Origin of the sequence: Mycolicibacter engbaekii (genome assembly GCF_002101585.1) — a bacterium.
GTDB classification, from domain to species: Bacteria; Actinomycetota; Actinomycetes; order Mycobacteriales; family Mycobacteriaceae; genus Mycobacterium; species Mycobacterium engbaekii.
The window spans coordinates 26,632-45,996 of sequence record NZ_LQOT01000009.1 but is presented as its reverse complement, the minus strand read 5'-3'; the positions used below and the strand labels follow the sequence as shown (position 1 = coordinate 45,996).

The following is a 19,365-nucleotide window of genomic DNA, read 5'->3' as shown; positions in this document are numbered from 1 at the left end:
TTGACTCGATGAGTCACCCAGCCCCGCCGGTGCTGACCGTCCGCTACGACGGGTCGCAAGGCACGTTCTCCGCTGGCCACGACGTGGTTATCGGGCGTGATCTGCGGGCCGACGTCCGTATCCCCCATCCGCTGGTCTCGCGGGCGCACCTGCTGCTGCGCTTCGAACAGGGCCGGTGGCTCGGGATCGACAACGGCTCCTTGAACGGGATCTACGTCAACGGACAGCGGGTGCCGGTCGTGGATATCCGCGACGGACAGGCCGTCAACCTGGGCAACCCGGACGGGCCCCGGCTGTCCTTCGAAATAGGCCGGCACCAGGGCCACGCCGGCCGGCCGCCGCAGACCGTCTCGATCCAGGTTCCGCAACCGGGCATCGCGCGCCCGGGCCGGCCGGCCCCGCCGCCGAGCCGCCCCGTGCCGGCCGCCGAGCCGCGCTCGGCCGGGCACGTGCAGCCGCCGCCGTACCGGCCGCCGACCGGACCGGCACCGTATCCGCCACCGCCGCCACCGCCGGCACCGCCGCGGCCACCGGCCTACCAGCCCGCTCCGCTGGGCCCGGCCGCAGACGCGGCGCTGCGCCCCGGCTATGCGCCGGCGGCAGCCCCGGCGGAGGTGTTCCCGCCGCACCAGCCGGCCACCCGGATGGCACCGGTGTCGTCGACACCCCCGGACGCGGGCAACATCGCCACCCGGATGGTCGACATCCTGCGCCCGTCGTCGGCCTCGGCGCCGAACGCGCCGGCCGGGGCGCTGACCATCGGCCGCGCCACCGACAACGACATCGTGATCTCCGATGTGCTGGCCTCCCGGCACCACGCCATGCTGGTTCCCACCCCGCTGGGCACCGAGATCCGGGACAGCCGCAGCATCAACGGAACCTTCGTCAACAGTGTCCGGATCGGCTCGGCGATCCTGACCGAGGGCGACATCGTCACCATCGGCAACGTCGACCTGGAGTTCACCGGCGGCACCCTGCAGCGGCGCACCGAGGCCGCCGGCCGCGCGGGCGGCTTGGAGGCCCGCGACCTGTGCTTCGACGTCGAGGGCGGCAAGCGCCTGATCAACGACGTGTCGCTGACCGCCCGGCCGGGCACCCTGACCGCGATCATCGGCGGCTCCGGGGCGGGCAAGACGACGCTGGCCCGGTTGATCGCCGGCTACACGCGCCCCAGCAAGGGATCGATCACCTTCGAGGGTCACAACATCCACACCGAATACGCGTCGCTGCGCAGCCGGATCGGGATGGTGCCCCAGGACGACGTGGTGCACCGCCAGCTGACGGTCAACCAGGCATTGGGCTACGCCGCCGAGCTTCGGCTGCCGCCCGACAGCAGCCAGGCCGACCGCGACCAGGCCGTGGCACGGGTCCTGGAAGAACTCGAACTGACCAAGCACGCCGACACCAGGGTCGACAAGCTCTCCGGCGGTCAGCGCAAGCGCGCGTCGGTGGCCCTGGAGCTGCTGACCGGACCGTCGCTGCTGCTCCTCGACGAACCCACCTCAGGGCTGGACCCCGCCCTGGACCGCCAGGTGATGCTGATGCTGCGGTCCCTGGCCGACGCCGGTCGCGTGGTGCTGGTGGTCACCCACTCGACCTCCTACCTCGATGTCTGCGACCAGATCCTGCTGATGGCACCCGGCGGCAAGACCGCGTTCATCGGCCCGCCCGACCAGGTGGAAAGCGCGCTGGGCACCCGCAACTGGGCCGACATCTTCGCCAACGTCGGCGCCGACCCCGACGAAGCCAACCGGCGCTTCCTGGAGCGCGAAGGCAATCGGCGCGCCGCCCCGGACCCGGCCACGCCCCCCAGTGATCTCGGCAGCCCACCGGCCACCAACGTGCTCAAACAGCTGTCGACGATCGCGCGCCGCCAGATTCGCCTGGTGATCTCCGATCGCGGCTACTCGGTCTTCCTGGCGCTGCTGCCGTTCATCGTCGGACTGCTGTCGCTGACCGTGGAGGGCAGCCACGGGCTGGGGATGCCCGGGCCTGACGCACCCACCGAACCGCGTTACGTCATGGTGCTGCTCAATATCGGCGCGGTGTTCATGGGCACCGCGCTGACCATCCGAGATCTGATCGGCGAACGGCCCATCTTCAAGCGAGAACAGGCGGTGGGCCTGTCCACCACCGCCTACCTCATGGCCAAGGTCGCGGTGTTCTGCGCGTTCGCCACGGTGCAGGCCGCGATCGCGACCACCATCGTGGTGCTGGGCAAGGGCGGGCCGACCCAGGGTGCGCTGCTGTTCGGCAGCGCGAACTTCGAGCTGTTCCTGACGGTGGCCGGGACCTGCGTGGCCTCAGCGCTGCTCGGGCTGCTGCTGTCGTCGTTCGCCCAGTCCAACGAGCAGATCATGCCGATGCTGGTGGTGTCGATCATGTCGCAGCTGGTGCTGTCCAGCGGCATGATCCCCGTCGGCGGCCGGATGGGGCTCGACCAGTTGTCCTGGCTGACCCCGGCGCGCTGGGGCTATGCGGCGGGCGCCTCGACGGTCGATTTGAACACGGTGGTCAATGTGCCGCAGGTGCCCAAGGACCAGTTGTGGAACCACACCACGGGCACCTGGCTGCGCGACATGGGCATGATCTGCCTGCTCTCGGTGCTCTACACCACCGGGGTGTGGTGGAAGATCCGGCTCAAGCGCTAGCCGCAGGGTCCTGCTCGCCGTCGATGCGCAGCCCGTGGGCAGCCGCATAGGTCAGCGCCTGCACCAGGTCGATCCGCGTTCCGGTCAGTGTTGCGGTGGTCCACAAGGTCGGGTCCACCCGCGCGCCCCGCAGGTCGGCCTCGTCCAGCCGGGTCCCGAAGGTCTGTGCCCCCCTCAGGTCGGCGCCCCGCAGCACCGCCTTGCGCAGATCTGCCTCCACCAGGTTGGCCTCGGCCAGCCGGCAGCCGCTCAGATCCAGCTCCCGCAGGTCGGCGCCACCGAGCCCGGCCAGGGTGAAGTCCACCTCCTCGACCACCAGCGGGCGCATTCGGCACTGCACGAATTGCGAGCCGAGCATGCTGCAGCCGAAGAACTGCGCGTGCCACAACGAGGTCCGCTCGAAACGGCAATTGCGGAACGCCGACCCCCGGTGCACCGAAGCGCGCAGGTCGGCGCCGGTGAAGTCGCAGTCGTCGAACACCACCCGCTCGGTGCGCAACTCCGCGAGATCCGCATCGCGAAAGTCGTGGCCGGAAAACTCGCGCCCGGACCATTCCAGGGCCGCGCTCAAGCCTGCGGCGCCAGGGTGGACAACGCGTATTCGCTGATCGCGATGAGGGCGTCGCGGGCCGAGCGCGGGTCGCGCGCGTCCACGCTGATCACCGGGATGGCCTCGGGCAGCGCCAGGGCCTGGCGCACCGCGGCGGCCGGGTAACGCGGCGCGCCGTCGAACTCGTTGACCGCGATCAGAAAAGGCAGATTGCGGTGCTCGAAGAAGTCGACCGCGGCGAAGCTGTCTTCCAGCCGGCGGCAGTCCACCAGAATGACGGCGCCGATCGCCCCGCGGACCAGGTCGTCCCACATGAACCAGAATCGGCGCTGGCCGGGTGTGCCGAACAGGTACAGCACCAGGTCGTCGGCGAGCGTGATGCGGCCGAAATCCATCGCCACCGTGGTGGTCCGCTTGTCCGGCGTGGCCTCCAGGCCATCGACACCGAGCGAGGCGTCGGTGACCAGCGCCTCGGTGCGCAGCGGCATGATCTCGGAGACCGTGCCGACGAACGTGGTCTTGCCGACTCCGAATCCACCCGCGATGACGATCTTCGTCGAGGCCGCGCCTTTCGGGGCTGCCGGCCTGTCCGGGAGCCTATCCGAGCGCTCGTAGGCCACGAAGCGTCCTTCCTATCAGGTCTCGGCGTTCGTCGCGGGTGGATGACTCGGTCAGTGTGGCACGCACCCGAAGGTATCCCGACGTGACCAGGTCCCCCACCAGGACGCGGGCCACGCCCAGGGGCAGGTTCAGCCGAGCGGAGATCTCGGCGACCGACGGAGCCGCCTGACACAGTTCGACGATCCGCCCACGGGGATCGCTGAGCGGCCATTGATGGGGCTGGGCCGTCGGCAGCGCCTGCACCGGGGCTTCCAGCGGCAACGGAACGTCGGTGTGGGTTCTGCCGGCGGTCAGCGTATAGGGACGCACCAAGTTGGCCTCAGGTTCCGCCGGCTGCGGCGCGTCCCGGCGCGCCCACCCCGCGGGGCTGTCCGTCATCATTCACCGGCACCTCCCGCGGGGGTTCCCCGCGACGGGGCCGCACGACGCGACGACTGGACCACTGCTCCGACCCGTTCCACCAGGATCGCCATCTCATAACCGATCTGCCCGATGTCACTGGTCGTGCTCGCCAGCGTCGCCAGGTGCGAGCCGTCCCCGACCCGCATCAGCAGCAGATAGCCGTGCTCCATCTCCACCACCGACTGCAGTACCCGGCCACCCTCGAACAGCTGCGACGCACCGGTTGCCAGGCTGGCCAGGCCGGACGCGACGGCGGCCAACTGGTCGGCCCGCTCGGTGGGCAGGTGCTCGCTGGCCGCGACGGTCAGGCCGTCGACGGACACCAGCACCGCGTGCGACACCCCGGGGACCTCGCGGGCGAAGTTCGACACCAGCCAGTCCAGGGAGACGTCGGCGCTACGGCGGTGTCCGGTGGGCTCGGTGGGGAAAGTCATTGCTGGTTCTGTCCCTGGTCGGTGCCGGGACCGTGGTCCCGGACGTGCGATCGTGCGGCCCGGACCCCGCCGAAGTGGCTGTTGATCGAAGCGCGGATCGCCGCGGGGTCGCGTTCCGGTGGCGCATCAGCGGGTGCGGCGGGCGCGCCGTTGGATGTTACCGGCTGTTCGGGATCACCGGGATCGGGTGCCGGGGCAGGGGTGCCGGCGGCGGCCGTCGGCGGCTCGTCCGGCGCGGCCGAGCCGGGAACCAGCCGGGCGCCGGGCTCCCGGACCGGAAGGCCGTGTTCGGTGTGGGCGGTGACCGGCACGTTCTCCACATCGGCCGCCACCGACCAGCCGTGGTCCCACACCGTCTGCCAGTCCAGGTCGGCGCGCAGCCCGGGCTCGTTCGGGTCGATGCCCGCGGATTCGGCGAGCATCCTCTGATAGATCGAATCGGATTCGGGGGCCGTTCCGCCGGCCTTGGCCCGGGCCGCAAAAAATCCCGATGTGTCGGCCGGAGTGAACGTTTCGCCGGCCGGTTCGGGTGGGTGCTGCGGCTCGGGCGCTTCGGCCGCGGCTTCTTCGTCGGGTTCCCACCAGGTCTGCGGCGGCTCACGGCGCGCCTGCGGTGCGGCGGCCGGCGGTGGCTGCCCCGCGGTGATACCGCTGGACCCCGGGCTGCGCTGCGGCAACAACGACGGGCCGGGTTCGGCAACCGCGACCGGCGCACGGTGCTCGTCCGGCTCGTAGGGCTCGTCCGGCTCGGCGGGCATCGGGGGTGGCGGCGGCTCGGCGAAGCGGTCCTGCGGTGCGGCCGGCGCGGGTTCCTCGACGGCTCGGGGGGTCAGCAGGTGCGGGGGCAGGTACACCTCGGCGGTGATGCCGCGGGCCCCCTGCGACGCCGGGAACAGCCGGACCTCGATGTGGTGCCGGGCCGCCAGCCGGGAGATCACGAACAGGCCCATGTGGCGGGCGTTCTCCGGGCTGAAGTCCCCGCCGGCCGCCAGGCGCATGTTGGCCATCCGCAGGTCGGCGTCGGTCATCCCCAATCCGGCGTCGACCACCTCGACCACCACCCCGCCGTCGTTCTCGAAACCGGCGACCACCCGCACCGGCTCCGTGGGCGCCGAGTATCGCAGCGCGTTGTCGATCAGTTCGGCGAGCAGGTGCACGCAGTCGGCCGCGGCGGCGCCGATCACGGTGGCGTCGGGCACCAGCACCGTCTGCACCCGCTCGTAGCCCTCCACCTCCGAGGCGGCCGCGCTGATCAGGGTCGCCAGCGCAACCGGCCGGCCCCGTTCGTGCGGCGCCCGCGCACCGGCGAGCACCAGCAGGTTCGCGCCGTTGCGCCGCATCCGGGCGGCCAGGTGGTCGAGTCGGAACAGGCTCTCGAGCCGGTCCGGGTCGTCCTCGTTGCGCTCCAGCCGGTCGATCAGGGCCAACTGCTGGTCCACCAGCGACCGGTTGCGCCGCGACATCGTCTCGAACATCTCGTTGACCAGGCGCCGCAGCCGGGCCTCGTCGCCGGCCAGCAGCAGTGCCTGGGCGTGCAGCTCGTCGACGGCATGGGCCACCTGCCCCACTTCCTCAGTGGTGTAGACGGGCAGCGGGTCGGGGTCGCGCTCCGAGCCGGACTCACCGGCCCGCAGCCGGGCGATCTCCTGCTCGAGATCGGAGTGGGCGACCTTGAGCGCGCTGTCGCGCAAGGTGCGCAGCGGGCGCACCAGCGAGCGGGCCACCAGCCACACCGCCAGCAGCGTGGCGGCGATCGCGGCCAGCACCAGCACGATGTCGCGCACGGCGGCGGCGCGCCGGTCGGCGGCCCGATCCTGCACCGCCGAGGTCACCGCCACGGTGTTCTGGCTGATCAGCCGGGAAGCGATCTCGTCGGTGGTGCGGATCGAGTCGCGCAGCACCGGGTTGTTGGGCAGCACCTGCTCGGGGTCGGACATGATCGACAACCGGGTCACCAGCTGCTGTTGCAGCGACTTGGCGTCCGGGGAGTCCACGCCGAGCACCTCAGTCATGCCGAACAGCGTTGACGGCTCGGTGCCGGCCAGGGTCATCATCGAGCTGCGCAGCTCCGGGTCGGGAAGCTCGCCACCGCGGTTGAGCAGCAGTTCCTGCAGCATCATCTGGCCGCGCGCGCCCACGGCCCGGCTCAGCGCCGCGGTTTGGGCCCGGATGCGCTCGCTGTCCACGCGCACCGACCCGTTGATGGTCTCCTCGGCGGTCAGCAGGATCGGTGCGTAACCGGTCACCTCGTCGCGCAGCCCGATACCGGTGGTCGACACCTCGCTCAGCAACGCCTGGCCGCGCTCGATCAGCGTCTGGACCCCGGACCGCACATCGGTCGCCACGTCGGTGTGCGCCAGCCGCGAGCCAAGCTCGTACTTGCGGTTCTCGAAGTTCTTCCGGGCCCCCTCGGTGTCCCCGTCGGAGGATGCGGCCACCAGCGCCTCGCCCAGCGCCGACATGTAGTTGGTGATGGCGGGGATCATCTGGGCGCGGTCGGCGACCAGCCGGAGCCCGCTGGACTCGGCGAGCGCGTCGGAGACCCGCAGCCCGCCGAACAGCCCGGCCAGGGCCAGCGGCAGCAGCGCGATCGCGAACACCTTCCACCGCACCGGCCAGTTGCGCACCGACCACCGCGACGGGCGTTTGACCGCCGCGGCCTGCAGCGTGTGACCGCCCTCGGCTGATTCCTCCTGGGTCTGGCCCACCCCGTCCGGGTGGTCAAAGAGTGTCACCGGTCGGCGGCCAGTTCGCCGGCCGCTCGGCTGAGATTCACCGTCTGCGCCTCATTCATCGGACTCTCCGGACATCGCACCCGCCCAACGGGGTTGCGGTGTGATTCACGGCATAGCAATTGGTCGAGTATGACAGTCAGCCGTAGGCATGACCAGAATTTTTACTGAACAGAACACTGGCCGAGACCTGCGCGTGTCATGCCCCGATCCGGTCGAGCAAACAGGCCGACGGGCTGTCATGATCAACGCCATGATCCGGGTGCTGTTCTATTCGCCCCGCATTCCGCCCAACACCGGCAACGCGATCCGGATGGTGGCGGCGACCGGTGCCGAACTTCATCTGGTGGAGCCCATGGGTTTCGACCTGTCCGAGCCGAAGCTGCGGCGGGCCGGTCTGGACTATCACGACCTGGCCTGGGTTCGGGTTCACCCCTCGCTGCCGGCGGCATGGGAGGCGCTGGGGCCGGCCCGGGTGTTCGCGTTCACCGCGGGAGCCCACACCGCCTACACCGACGTGCGCTACGTGCCCGGCGACGTGTTGATGTTCGGCCCCGAGCCCACCGGGCTGGACGAGGCGACGCTGGCCGACCCCCGCATCACCGCGCGGCTGCGCATCCCGATGCTGGCCGGGCGGCGGTCACTGAACCTGTCGAACGCCGCCGCGGTCGCGGTCTATGAGGCGTGGCGCCAGCACGGGTTCACCGGCGGGGTGTGAGGCCGGGCATCACCAGGTGTCCCAGTGCGCCACCTGCTCGGCCGGCAGCCGCTTGGCCGGTTTGAAGTCGGTGCCCTTGGTGTAGGCGATCGGGAACAGCCCACCCTGGCTGTAGCCCTCGTACGGGATGCCGAGGATCTCGGCGGCCTGCTGCTCGCCGTCGCCGAGCAGGTGCAGGGTGGTCCAGCAGGAGCCGAGTCCGCGGTTGCGCAGCGCCAGGCAGTAGCTCCACGCGGCCGGGAACAGCGACGCCCAGAATGAGGCGCCGAAACCCAGCGAAGCGGTGTCCGGTTTGCCTTCCAGGCACGGGATCATCAGCACCGGCACGTCCTGCAGATTCTCGGCCAGGTACCGGGCCGAGTCGCTGATGAGTCCCATCCGCTCGCTGCGCACATCGCCGTCGCCGTAGTCGGGCTTTATCCGGTCCAGGTAAGGCAGGGCGTTGGCGCGGTAGATGTCGGCGATCGCCTGCTTCTTGACCGGGTCGGTGATGAACATCCACTGCCAGCCCTGGGCGTTGGATCCGGTGGGCGCCTGCAGCGCGATCTCCAGGCACTCCATCAGCACCTCACGGGGAACCGGCTTGTCGAGATCGAGGCGCTTGCGGACCGATCGCGTGGTGGTCAGGACTTCGTCTGCGGACAAGTTCAGGTTCATGTCGGCAGACTACCGTCAGGGGCCGAACATGTAGTGGCTGCGAGATTTTCCGCCCTTTTTCGCACTCCTACCGGAAATCCCGGGACCGCGAACGCACGGCCAGCTCCAGGGCGCCCAGCCGATCGGCCAGCACGGTGACCGCCCCGCTGGCGTTCTGCACCCGGCCGCGGATCAGCAGCGCCGTCGCGGTCTGGGCCAGCCGTCGATACCGGGCCCACACCCCCGGTGTGCACAGCACATTGACCATCCCGGTCTCATCCTCGAGGTTGATGAACGTGACCCCGCGGGCGGTCCCCGGCCGTTGCCGGTGGGTCACCGCTCCGGCCACCAGCACCCGGGTACCGTCCGCGACGGCACTCAGGCCCCCGGCCGCGATCACCCCGAGTGCGTCGAGATCGGCGCGCAGGAACTGGGTCGGGAAGCTGTCGCAGGAGATCCCGGTGGCCCATACGTCGGCGGCGGACAGCTCGATCTCGCTCATGCCGGGCAGGGCCGGGGTGCGCGTCGCGACACCCACCCCGGGCAGCCGGTCGGGACGCTGCCCCGCCGCCGACCCGGCTGCCCACAGCGCCTCCCGGCGTGACACCCCGAACCCCGCGAACGCCCCGGCGGTCGCCAGCGCCTCGACCTGTGGCACTGAAAGCTGCACCCGCGCAGTGAGATCCAGCATCGACGCGAACGGACCGTGGGCCTCCCGGTCGGCCACCAGCCGCTCGGCGAGCTCGGTACCGATGCCCCGCACAGCGCCCAGCCCCAGCCGGACCTGCGTTCCGGCCTCAGCCAAGGTGGCGTGCGCCAGGCTGGCGTTGACATCCGGGCGGTGCACCACCACGCCGTGCCGGCGGGCGTCGGCGACCAGCGACTGCGGCGAATAGAAACCCATCGGCTGGGCCCGCAGCAGCGCGGCGCAGAACGCCGCCGGGTAGTGCAGCTTGAACCAGGCCGAGTAGAACACCAGCGATGCGAAGCTCATCGCGTGGCTCTCCGGGAATCCGTAGTTGGCGAAGGCTTCCAGCTTCTCGTAAATCCGGTCGGCCACCTCGCCGGTGATGCCGTGGCACTGCGCCATGCCGGCGTAGAACCGGTCGCGCAACCGGCGCATCCGCTCCGGTGATCGTTTGGAGCCCATGGCCCGGCGCAGTTGGTCGGCCTCGCCCGCGGTGAACCCGGCGCAATCGACCGCCAGCGTCATCAGCTGTTCTTGAAACAGCGGAATTCCCAGGGTCTTGTGCAGAGCTCGCGCCATACACGGATGCTCATAGGTCACCGGGTCGATACCGTTGCGGCGACGGATATAGGGATGCACCGAACCGCCTTGGATCGGCCCGGGGCGAATCAGCGCCACCTCCACCACCAGGTCGTAGAACACCCTGGGGCGCAGCCGTGGCAGGGTGGCCATCTGCGCGCGCGACTCGACCTGGAACACCCCGACGGTGTCGGCGCGCGCCAGCATCTCATACACCGCCGGCTCGGACAGATCGATGGCGGCCAGATCCACCTCGACACCGCAATGCTGCGCCACCAGGTCGATCGCATAGTGCAATGCCGACAGCATTCCCAGGCCCAGCAGGTCGAACTTCACCAAACCGATTGCCGCGCAGTCATCTTTATCCCACTGCAGCACGCTTCGCCCGGCCATCCGGGCCCACTCCACCGGGCACACGTCGGCAATCGGGCGATCACAGATCACCATGCCTCCGGAGTGGATGCCCAGGTGCCGTGGCAGATCGGCGACCTGGTCGGCCAGCTCGATCACCTGTTCGGGGATGCCGGCAAGATCGGAGTCCTCCCGGCCAGGCCGGCCCCATCGGCTCAGCTGCTTACTCCAGGCGTCCTGCTGCCCCGGCGAATAACCCAGCGCGCGAGCCATGTCCCGCACGGCACTGCGCCCCCGGTAGGTGATGACGTTGGCCACCTGAGCGGCGTGGTCACGACCGTATTTGTCGTAGACGTACTGGATCACCTTTTCGCGCTCGTCGGACTCGATGTCGATGTCGATGTCGGGCGGACCGTCTCGGGCCGGGGACAAAAAACGCTCGAACAGCAGCCCGTTGGCCACCGGATCGACCGCGGTGATGCCCAGGGCGTAACAGACCGCGGAGTTGGCCGCCGATCCCCTGCCCTGACACAGGATTCCGCTGCGCCGACAGAACTGGGTGATGTCGTGGACCACCAGAAAGTATCCCGGAAATCCCAGTTGGGCAATGACTTCCAGCTCACGTTCGATCTGGGCGTAAGCAGCCGGCGCGCGCCCGGGCGGGCCGTAGCGCCCGGCGGCGCCGTCCAGGGTGAGCTGCCGCAGCCAGCTGTCCTCGGTGTGCGGGTCCGGTACGGCAAACGGCGGCAGCCGCGGGGCGATCAGCGTCAGCGGAAAGGCGCACAGTTCGCCGAGTTCGGCCGCCGCCGGCACCGCCCCCGGATGCGCCGCGAACAATCGGGCCATCTCCGCGCCGGAGCGCAGGTGCGAGCCGCCCAGCGGAGCCAGCCGGCCGGCGGCGGCGTCCAGCGACTGGCGCGCCCGCACCGCGCCCAGCGCCATCGCCAGCCGGCCCCGGTCCGGCCGGGCGAAATGCGCGCCGGTGGTGGCAACCAGGCCCACCCCGAACCTGGGCGCCAGGCCGGCCAGCGCGGCGTTGCGCTCGTCGTCGCACGGTTCCCCATGCCGGGTCAGCTCCACGCTGACCCGCGCCGCGCCGAACCTGTCCACCAGGTCGGCCAGCGCAGCGGCGGCCGCGTCCGGGCCGCCGGTGGCCAGCGCATGACGAACGTGCCCTTTACGGCAACCGGTCAGAATGTGCCAATGCCCGCCTGCCGCCTCGGTCAGCGCGTCCAGATCGAAACGCGGCCTGCCCTTTTCGCCGGCCAGATGCGCGGCGGCGATCTGCCGCGACAACCGCCGGTAACCCTCTGGACCGCGGGCCAGCACCAGCAGGTGCGGGCCGGGTGGATCCGGGTCGTCGGTACGGGCCTTGAAAGAAGAGGAGCCAGCGGTGGACCCCAGTGACAACTCGGCACCGAACACAGTGCCGATCTCCAGGCCCGCGGCCTGCAGCTCGGCAGCCGCCTCGGCAAACCGCACCACCCCGTACAAACCGTTGTGGTCGGTCAACGCGATCGCCCGCAGGCCCAGCCGGGCGGCCTCGGCGACCAGCTCCTGCGGGGTGCTGGCGCCGTCGAGAAAGCTGTATGCCGAATGCGCGTGCAACTCGGCATAGGGCACCGCCGGCCCAGCCGGCCGAAGCGGCTCGCGCTGCGGAGCCGGCGCGCCGCCATCGGTCGGCAGACCACCCTTATCACCGGTGTGACGAGGCTTACCATCGAGCACCCGCTCCATTTCCGCCCAGCTCGGCGGCCCACTGCTCCAGCCCACACGCCCCAGGATATCGAACATACGTGCGAAAACCGACCCGCTGGGTGTGAAAAAGAACTTTGATGCACTAATCTGTGTCAGATTCCGGCACGATGTGAAAGGGCCACTGCATTCATGTTCGGCGCTGTCAGACGCGCGTGGTTACCCCTGCTCATCGTCGTAGTTCTCGCGGTAGGGGGGTTCACTGTGCAGCGAGTCCGGGGCTTCTTCGGAGCCGACGACAGCAGTAGTTCAACCGTGCCGTTCGAAGACACCAAACCGTTCCATCCCAAGGTCGTGGTCTACGACATCTTCAGCCCGGACGGGACCTACGCCGACATCAACTACCTCGACCTCGACGCCACGCCGCAGCGGCTCGACGGCGCCGCCCTGCCGTGGTCGCTGACCCTGTCGACCACCAACCCCGCGGTCAGCCCTACCATCGTCGCGCAAGGTGACGGCACCACCATCGGCTGCCGCGTCACCATCGACGGGGAGCTCAAAGAAGAACGCATCTCCAGCAGCCCCGTCAGCGCCCAGACCTTCTGCATTGTGAAATCCGCATGAGCGACCACACCGGTTCCGACACCCCGACCGACACGCTGCCGGCCGCCCAACCGCCCAAACGCGGCGGGATCCCGGCGTGGATCCGCCGGCTGGCGGTGCCCATCATCCTGGCCTGGGTGGCGATCACCGTCCTGGTGAACGTCATCGTGCCGCAGCTCGACGAAGTCGGGAAGATGCGCGCGGTCTCGATGGCCCCCAAAGACGCTCCGTCGATGATCGCGATGATGCGGATCGGCAAGGTGTTCGAGGAGTTCAAGTCGGACAGTTCGGCGATGGTGGTCCTCGAAAGCGACCAGCCGCTCGGCGACGAGGCGCACAGGTATTACGACGAGCTGGTCGCCAAGATGGAGGCCGACCACACCCACGTCGAGCACATCCAGGACTTCTGGAGCGACCCGCTGACCGCGGCGGGGTCGCAGAGCCCGGACGGCAAGGCCGCCTATGTTCAGGTGTATCTGGCCGGCAACATGGGCGAGACCCTGGCCAACGAGTCGGTCGAGGCCATCCAGCAGATCATCGCCGAGACGCCGGCCCCCGAAGGGCTGCACGCCTACGTCACCGGCGGGGCCGCCCTCAACGCCGATCAGCACATCGCCGGCGACCAAAGCCTGAAGGTCATCACCGCACTGACGTTCGTGGTGATCATCACGATGCTGCTGAGCATCTACCGGTCTATCGGCACGGTGCTGTTGGTGCTGGGCATGGTGATCTTCGAGCTGAGCGCCGCCCGCGGCATCGTGGCCGTGTTGGCCTACTACAACATCATCGGCCTGTCCACGTTCGCCGTGAACCTGTTGGTGACGCTGGCCATCGCCGCCTCGACGGACTACGCGATCTTCCTCCTGGGCCGCTATCAAGAGGCCCGAGCCCTCGGCGAGGACAAGGAATCGGCGTTCCACACCATGTATCACGGCACCGCGCACGTGATTCTGGGTTCGGGACTGACCATCGCCGGTGCGACTTTCTGTCTGCACTTCACCCGGCTGCCCTATTTCCAGTCGCTGGGCGTTCCGCTGGCGATCGGGATGATGGTCGTGGTGTTGGCGGCGCTCACCTTCGGCTCGGCGGTGGTCGCGGTGGCCAGCCGGTTCGGCATGCTCGAACCCAAGCGGGCGATGCGGATCCGCAGCTGGCGGCGGATCGGCGCACTGATCGTGCGCTGGCCGGGACCGGTGCTGGTGGCCACCACGGGTGTCTGCCTGGTCGGCCTGCTCACGCTGCCGGGGTACATGACCAACTACAACGACCGGCAGTACCTGCCGGACTACGTGCCGGCGAACATCGGCTACGCCGCCGCGGACCGGCACTTCTCCCAGGCCCGGATGAGTCCGGAACTGCTGATGATCGAGACCGACCACGACCTGCGCAACCCGGCCGACTTCCTGGTGATCAACCGGATCGCCAAGCGGGTGTTCGAGGTGCCGGGCATCGGCCGGGTGCAGACCATCACCCGACCGCTGGGCACCCCGATCGAACACACCACGATCCCGTTCGCGATCAGCATGCAGGGCACCACGCAGCAGCTGAACATGAAGTACATGCTCGACAGCATGAAGGACATGCTCAAGATGGGCGAAGACATGCAGGTCTCCATCGACAGCATGAAACAGATGCTCGAAGTCACCCGTGAGATGTCGGCGACCACGCACAGCATGGACCTCAAGATGCACGAAATGCTCGACGACATCCAGAAGATGCGCGACTCGATCGCCGACTTCGACGACATGTGGCGCCCGATGCGCAACTACTTCTACTGGGAACCGCACTGCTTCGACATCCCGATCTGCTGGTCGATCCGGTCGATCTTCGACGTGATGGACGGCCTCGACCAGATGACCGAGGATTTCGAGAAGGTGCTGCCCGACATCGACAACCTCGACCGGCTGATGCCGCGGATGCTCGAGATCATGCCGCCGATGATCGAGACGATGTCGAACATGCGCGTCACGCAGCTGAAGATGCAGTCCACCATGGAGGGCCTGCAGCTTCAGATGGAGAAGATGATGGAAGGCCAGAACGCCATGGGTAAGGCGTTCGACGAGTCCAAGAACGACGACTCGTTCTATCTGCCCCCGGAGGCGTTCGACAATCCGGACTTCAAGCGCGGCATGAAGATGTTCCTGTCCCCCGACGGGCACTCGGTGCGGTTCATCATCTCTCACGAGGGCGACCCGATGTCCGAGGAGGGCATCTCGCACGTCGCGCCGATCAAGCACGCCGTCCACGAGGCGCTCAAGGGCACCCCGCTGGAGGGCTCGAAGGTCTATCTCGGCGGCACGGCGGCCATGTTCAAGGACATGAAGGACGGGTCGAACTACGACCTGATCATCGCCGGTATCGCCTCGCTGTGTCTGATCTTCGTCATCATGCTGCTGATCACCCGGGCCGTGGTGGCCTCGGCGGTGATCGTCGGTACGGTGCTGCTCTCGCTGGGCACATCATTCGGGATCTCGGTGCTGCTCTGGCAGCACATCGTGGGCCTGCACCTGCACTGGATGGTGCTGGCGATGTCGGTGATCGTCCTGCTGGCGGTCGGTTCGGACTACAACCTGCTGCTGGTCTCCCGGATGAAGGAAGAGCTGCACGGCGGCCTCAAGACGGGCATCATCCGGGCCATGGGAGGCAGTGGCTCCGTGGTCACCTCGGCGGGTCTGGTGTTCGCGTTCACCATGATGTCGATGCTGGTCTCCGAACTGCGGGTGATCGGCCAGGTGGGTTCCACCATCGGACTCGGTCTGCTCATCGACACCCTGGTGATCCGGTCGTTCATGACGCCGTCGATCGCCGCCCTGCTGGGCCGCTGGTTCTGGTGGCCGCAGCGGGTGCCGTTACGGCCGTCGCCGGCGGCGCAGCAGATCGCGGCGCGCCCGGAGACCAAACCGGTCTCGGTGAGCTGACGGTCGGTCAGACCGGCCGCACGACCATGACCGGGGCGTGCGCCGACTGCACCACCTCCTGGCTGACCGAGCCCAGCAGCATGCCGGTGAAGCCGCCGCGGCCGTGGCTGCCCACCACCACCAGCTGAGCCTCCCGCGACTGGTCGATCAGCTGGTCGGCGGGCCGGTCATCGACCACCACCCGGCGCACCGTGACGTCGGGGTAGCGCTCGCGCCAGCCGGCCAGCCGCTCAGCCAGCGCCAATTCGCTCTCCGAGGCCATCTCGGCGGTGTCGAGGCCGGGAAAGTCCATCAGCCCGGTGTCGTGCCAGGCATACACCGCGATGAGTTCCACCCCGCGCAGCGATGCCTCTTCGAACGCCAGCGCCGTTGCGGCCTCCGACACCGGCGAGCCGTCGATGCCGACGACCACCGGAGCGGTGTCGGAGCGCTGATGGTCTTCGTGGATGACCGCGACCGGGCAGTGTGCGTGCCGGACCAGTGACGAGCTGACCGAGCCGAGCAGCAGGCGGCGCATCCGCCCGTACCCGCGGGACCCGACCACCAGGCAGGCCGCCTCGCGGCCCATGTCGACCAGCATCGGGATGGTGGAACCCACCACGATCTCCGCGGAGACGTGCGTCGCCCCGGCCGCCGCGGCGATCTCGGCGGCCTCCCGCAGGTGGCGTTCGCCCTGTTCACGTTGCCACTCGGTGTAGCCGGACGGCATCGGCGTCTCGGGGAATGTCATCACCACCGGGGAGGCCAGCACGTGAACCAGGGTCAGGGGCAGGTTGTGCAGCGCGGCGTCGCGCGCCGCCCAATCGACGGCTTTCACCGACGACGGCGACCCGTCGACACCGACCAGGATTCCGGAAGTGGACGACATCGGGGCTCTCCTTGCGCTCAGGGACCTGACACCTACCACGCTAATGCCGACGAGGCTGTGGCACCGTGGTGGACATGGTGGGCATGTCGGTCACGGTCGACCCGCGTCGGCATGACGCGGTGCTGTTGCACCTCGGCCCGGGCTGGGATCCGGCGGCGCTGACCGAGCGCCTGCACCGGGCCGGCGTGCGGGTGGGGGTGGCGGCATCTGACGCCGACCTGGTGCCCGCGGCCGCCGGTTTGGCGGTGCGGCCGGGCCGCTGCGTGGTGATCACCGATTCGGAGGCGGGCGTGGTCGCCGCTCGCAGTGCCGGATTCGCCTTGGTGATCGGGGTGGGGCGCGACGGCGGCGATGCGGTGGTGGACGGCCCGGATGCGGTGGGGGTGCGTCTCGGCGACCGCCCGATGTCGGCCTTGCCGGATGCGATGACGGCCTTGGACGCCGGAGCGTTGCCCGACCTCGCCCACCCGGCGGTGTTCTTCGACTTCGACGGGACCTTGTCGGATATCGTCGCCGATCCCGACGCGGCCCAGCCGGTGGCCGGCGCGGTGGATGCGTTGGCCGCGTTGGCCGCCCGGTGCCCGGTGGCGGTGCTGTCCGGTCGCGACCTGGCCGACGTCCGGGCCCGGGTGGGCCTCGACGGGATCTGGTATGCGGGCAGTCACGGCTTCGAGCTGACCGGTCCGGACGGTGCCCATCACCAGAACGACGCCGCCGCCGATGCGGTGCCGGTGTTGGCCGCCGCGGCCGCATCGCTGCGCGATCGACTCAAGATCCCGGGGATCGTGGTGGAGCACAAGCGATTCGCGGTTGCGGTGCACTACCGCAACGCGGCCCGGGACCGCGTCGGCGAGACGATGGCGGCGGTGCGCGACGCCGGCCGGCGCACCGGTCTGCGGGTCACGACCGGCCGCGAGGTGATCGAGCTGCGTCCCGAGATCGACTGGGACAAGGGCCGTACGCTGCACTGGCTGCTGGACCGCATGAACCAGGCGGCTCCGGTGTCTGCGCCGCTGTTCCTCGGCGACGACATCACCGACGAAGACGCCTTCGACGCGGCAGCACAGCTCTCCGGTGCCGGAATCGTGGTGCGGCACAACGACGACGGCGACCGCGCGACCGCAGCCCGGTATGCCCTGGACAGTCCGGCGCAGGCAGCCGAGTTCACCGCGCGACTGGCGAAGCGCCTGAGCGGCGGCTGATCCCCGCTCAGGGCTGGTATTCCGCCGCGCCGTCGTCGAGCACCACCCGCGCGTTGGCGCCGTCCGGGCCGGCGGCCTCGGTGCGGAACACCGCCTTGCCCGGCTCGGTCCGCCAGATCGAGGTGGTCAGCGTCTCGCCCGGGAACACCGGGTCGGTGAACCGTGCCGAGATGGCGCTGACCCGGTTCGCGTCGCCACCACCGAGGTCGGCGACCAGCGCGCGGCCGGCGAAACCGTAGGTGCACAGCCCGTGCAGGATCGGCTTGGGGAAGCCGGCCAGGGTGGTGGCGAACCACGGGTCGCTGTGCAGGGGGTTGCGGTCACCGGAGAGTCGATACAGCAAAGCCTGATCCTCGCGGGTCACATACGAGATGCGGGAATCCGGATCGCGTTCCGGGATCTCGGGGGCGATGGCCCGCTGCCCCGGGGCCCCACCGAAGCCACCGGCCTTGCGGATGACCAAGGTGGTCAGCGTCTCGACCAGGGGTTCGGCGGTCGTGACGTCGGTGCCGCGCGCCCGGAGCACCACCACGGCGTTCTTGCCCTCGCCCTTGTCCTGGATGTCGGCCACCTCGGCCACCACCTGCAGGCTTCCGGCGGGCGGCAGCGGCGCGAACAACCGCACCTGCTGCGAGCCGTGCAGCAGCAGCGCCGGGTTGAAGGTGCCGATCTTGCCGGCGGCCGCGAAGCCCATGCAGCAGATCACGGCGTAGGTGGGCAGCACCTGTTGGGCAATGCCGTGGCTGTTCTCGGTGGTGAACGCCAAGTCCGCCGTTCCGGCGCCGACCCCCAGCGCATAGAGCATGGTGTCGCGATCGGTCCATTCGACCCGCACGGGATCGGTGGTCACGCCGATGGCTGTTGGGTCCAGCGCCACGGGTTCTCCTTCACGTCGGAGGCGATTTGGTCCCACCATTTCAGCAGAAGCATTCGTGTCGGGACCATCGATTAGGGCAGGCTGTCGGCATGAGGAAGCACACCGGGAACCGCGTTGTCACTGTGCTCGCGATGCTGGCGGCGGCGCTGGCCTGCGCTCTGGGGCTGGGCGGCTGTTCCACGACACCGCAACCGCGGATCATGACCCTGACGCTGGTCCGCCATGCCGAGTCCGAGGCCAATGCCGCGGGAATCCTGGACACCTCGGTGCCCGGCCCGGGCCTGACCGACAAGGGGCGCGTCCAGGCTCAGGAGATCACAAACCAGCTCTCGGGCAACCGCCACGACGGTGTGTATGCCTCGTCGATGGTGCGTACCCAGCAGACCGCCGCCCCGCTGGCGCGTGAGCTCGGACGTCAGGTGGAGATCCTGCCGGGCCTGCGAGAGATCAACGCCGGCTGGTTCAGCGACAAGCCCGGATCCATGGTCAATTCGGTGTATTGGCTGGCCCCGCAGGCCTGGCTCCACGGTGACCGCAGCGCGACCATTCCCGGCTCCATCGACGGCAACCAGTTCAACGACGAGTTCAGTGCCGCCGTCCAGCAGATGTACGACGCCGGCGACAAGAACCCCGTGGCGTTCTCGCACGGGGCGTCCATCGCCACCTGGACGCTGATGAATGTCCGCAACCCCCGCGACGAGCTGCTGATCGACCACCCGCTGCCCAACATCGCCAAGGTGGTGATCACCGGCAGCCCGACGACCGGCTGGACGCTCGTGGAGTGGGACGGCATTCGCGCGTTCTCCCCCGCGGCGGCTGCGCGGCGGTGATCGGCGCCGA

At 69.3% G+C, this 19,365-nt stretch carries 15 protein-coding genes; 6 read left to right on the top strand and 9 right to left on the bottom strand.

Features of this window, described 5'->3' with window-relative positions:
* Positions 1–8: 8 nt before the first annotated feature.
* Entirely contained in the window at positions 9–2,651 is a 2,643-nt protein-coding gene (locus AWC02_RS01540) for an ATP-binding cassette domain-containing protein (protein ID WP_085126572.1), read from the top strand.
* Here the strand turns inward: AWC02_RS01540 and AWC02_RS01535 are convergent.
* The 5 genes from AWC02_RS01535 to AWC02_RS01515 are packed head-to-tail and all read right to left on the bottom strand — an operon-like array spanning position 2,641 to position 7,393.
* Positions 2,641–3,222 (bottom strand): pentapeptide repeat-containing protein, encoded by a 582-nt coding sequence (locus tag AWC02_RS01535; protein WP_085126570.1) that lies wholly within the window; start codon positions 3,220–3,222, stop codon positions 2,641–2,643. The two genes, AWC02_RS01540 and AWC02_RS01535, sit on opposite strands and share 11 nt — an antisense overlap.
* The gene (locus AWC02_RS01530) at positions 3,219–3,821 is read right to left on the bottom strand and encodes a GTP-binding protein (protein WP_085126568.1); all 603 of its coding nucleotides are present in this window, start codon (positions 3,819–3,821) and stop codon (positions 3,219–3,221) included. Before AWC02_RS01530 ends, AWC02_RS01535 begins: the two co-directional genes overlap by 4 nt.
* Entirely contained in the window at positions 3,799–4,200 is a 402-nt protein-coding gene (locus tag AWC02_RS01525; RefSeq protein WP_109560817.1) for a DUF742 domain-containing protein, read from the bottom strand. Before AWC02_RS01525 ends, AWC02_RS01530 begins: the two co-directional genes overlap by 23 nt.
* The gene (locus tag AWC02_RS01520; protein WP_085126564.1) at positions 4,200–4,658 is read right to left on the bottom strand and encodes a roadblock/LC7 domain-containing protein; all 459 of its coding nucleotides are present in this window, start codon (positions 4,656–4,658) and stop codon (positions 4,200–4,202) included. Before AWC02_RS01520 ends, AWC02_RS01525 begins: the two co-directional genes overlap by 1 nt.
* Positions 4,655–7,393 (bottom strand): sensor histidine kinase, encoded by a 2,739-nt coding sequence (locus tag AWC02_RS01515; RefSeq protein WP_085126562.1) that lies wholly within the window; start codon positions 7,391–7,393, stop codon positions 4,655–4,657. The genes AWC02_RS01520 and AWC02_RS01515 overlap by 4 nt, the downstream gene beginning before the upstream one ends.
* Before the next feature lie 250 nt (positions 7,394–7,643).
* On the opposite strand from AWC02_RS01515, the gene AWC02_RS01510 reads away from it, so the two are divergent.
* Positions 7,644–8,108, top strand: a complete 465-nt coding sequence (locus tag AWC02_RS01510) for a tRNA (cytidine(34)-2'-O)-methyltransferase (protein ID WP_085126606.1) — start codon at positions 7,644–7,646, stop codon at positions 8,106–8,108.
* 9 nt (positions 8,109–8,117) lie between these two features.
* On the opposite strand, the gene AWC02_RS01505 is transcribed toward AWC02_RS01510, so the two are convergent.
* Positions 8,118–8,765, bottom strand: coding sequence for a nitroreductase family protein (locus tag AWC02_RS01505; protein ID WP_085126560.1), 648 nt, complete (start codon positions 8,763–8,765; stop codon positions 8,118–8,120).
* 67 nt (positions 8,766–8,832) lie between these two features.
* Positions 8,833–12,135 carry an error-prone DNA polymerase gene (locus AWC02_RS01500; protein WP_085126604.1) on the bottom strand — a complete coding sequence of 1,101 codons (3,303 nt, stop codon included), beginning with the start codon at positions 12,133–12,135 and terminating at the stop codon, positions 8,833–8,835.
* Between the two features lie 114 nt (positions 12,136–12,249).
* Between AWC02_RS01500 and AWC02_RS01495 the strand changes: the two genes are divergently transcribed.
* Together AWC02_RS01495 and AWC02_RS01490 are read left to right on the top strand one after the other, a co-directional pair.
* A complete protein-coding gene (locus AWC02_RS01495) occupies positions 12,250–12,681 on the top strand; it encodes an MmpS family transport accessory protein (RefSeq protein ID WP_085126558.1) in 432 nt (143 codons plus the stop codon).
* Complete coding sequence (locus AWC02_RS01490; RefSeq protein ID WP_085126556.1) at positions 12,678–15,578, top strand: MMPL/RND family transporter; 2,901 nt, start codon at positions 12,678–12,680, stop codon at positions 15,576–15,578. The genes AWC02_RS01495 and AWC02_RS01490 overlap by 4 nt, the downstream gene beginning before the upstream one ends.
* A gap of 7 nt (positions 15,579–15,585) precedes the next feature.
* On the opposite strand, the gene AWC02_RS01485 is transcribed toward AWC02_RS01490, so the two are convergent.
* On the bottom strand, positions 15,586–16,446 hold the full coding sequence (locus tag AWC02_RS01485) for a universal stress protein (protein WP_085126554.1): 861 nt from the start codon (positions 16,444–16,446) through the stop codon (positions 15,586–15,588).
* An 83-nt stretch (positions 16,447–16,529) separates the two neighbouring features.
* Between AWC02_RS01485 and otsB the strand changes: the two genes are divergently transcribed.
* On the top strand, positions 16,530–17,648 hold the full coding sequence (gene otsB, locus AWC02_RS01480; RefSeq protein ID WP_085126603.1) for a trehalose-phosphatase: 1,119 nt from the start codon (positions 16,530–16,532) through the stop codon (positions 17,646–17,648).
* Between the two features lie 7 nt (positions 17,649–17,655).
* Here otsB and AWC02_RS01475 read toward each other — a convergent pair whose 3' ends face one another.
* A complete protein-coding gene (locus AWC02_RS01475; protein WP_085126552.1) occupies positions 17,656–18,525 on the bottom strand; it encodes a MaoC/PaaZ C-terminal domain-containing protein in 870 nt (289 codons plus the stop codon).
* 89 nt (positions 18,526–18,614) lie between these two features.
* Between AWC02_RS01475 and AWC02_RS01470 the strand changes: the two genes are divergently transcribed.
* A complete protein-coding gene (locus AWC02_RS01470; protein ID WP_085126550.1) occupies positions 18,615–19,355 on the top strand; it encodes a histidine phosphatase family protein in 741 nt (246 codons plus the stop codon).
* Positions 19,356–19,365: the final 10 nt, after the last annotated feature.

Bases quoted from the DNA above. Each gene is read 5' to 3' on its own strand.
- AWC02_RS01540 (WP_085126572.1), top strand. From the start codon at position 9: ATGAGTCACCCAGCCCCGCCGGTGCTGACCGTCCGCTACGACGGGTCG.
- AWC02_RS01525 (WP_109560817.1), bottom strand. From the start codon at position 4,200: ATGACGGACAGCCCCGCGGGGTGGGCGCGCCGGGACGCGCCGCAGCCG.
- AWC02_RS01520 (WP_085126564.1), bottom strand. From the start codon at position 4,658: ATGACTTTCCCCACCGAGCCCACCGGACACCGCCGTAGCGCCGACGTC.
- AWC02_RS01510 (WP_085126606.1), top strand. From the start codon at position 7,644: ATGATCCGGGTGCTGTTCTATTCGCCCCGCATTCCGCCCAACACCGGC.
- AWC02_RS01505 (WP_085126560.1), bottom strand. From the start codon at position 8,765: ATGAACCTGAACTTGTCCGCAGACGAAGTCCTGACCACCACGCGATCG.
- AWC02_RS01495 (WP_085126558.1), top strand. From the start codon at position 12,250: ATGTTCGGCGCTGTCAGACGCGCGTGGTTACCCCTGCTCATCGTCGTA.
- AWC02_RS01490 (WP_085126556.1), top strand. From the start codon at position 12,678: ATGAGCGACCACACCGGTTCCGACACCCCGACCGACACGCTGCCGGCC.
- AWC02_RS01485 (WP_085126554.1), bottom strand. From the start codon at position 16,446: ATGTCGTCCACTTCCGGAATCCTGGTCGGTGTCGACGGGTCGCCGTCG.
- otsB (WP_085126603.1), top strand. From the start codon at position 16,530: ATGTCGGTCACGGTCGACCCGCGTCGGCATGACGCGGTGCTGTTGCAC.
- AWC02_RS01470 (WP_085126550.1), top strand. From the start codon at position 18,615: ATGAGGAAGCACACCGGGAACCGCGTTGTCACTGTGCTCGCGATGCTG.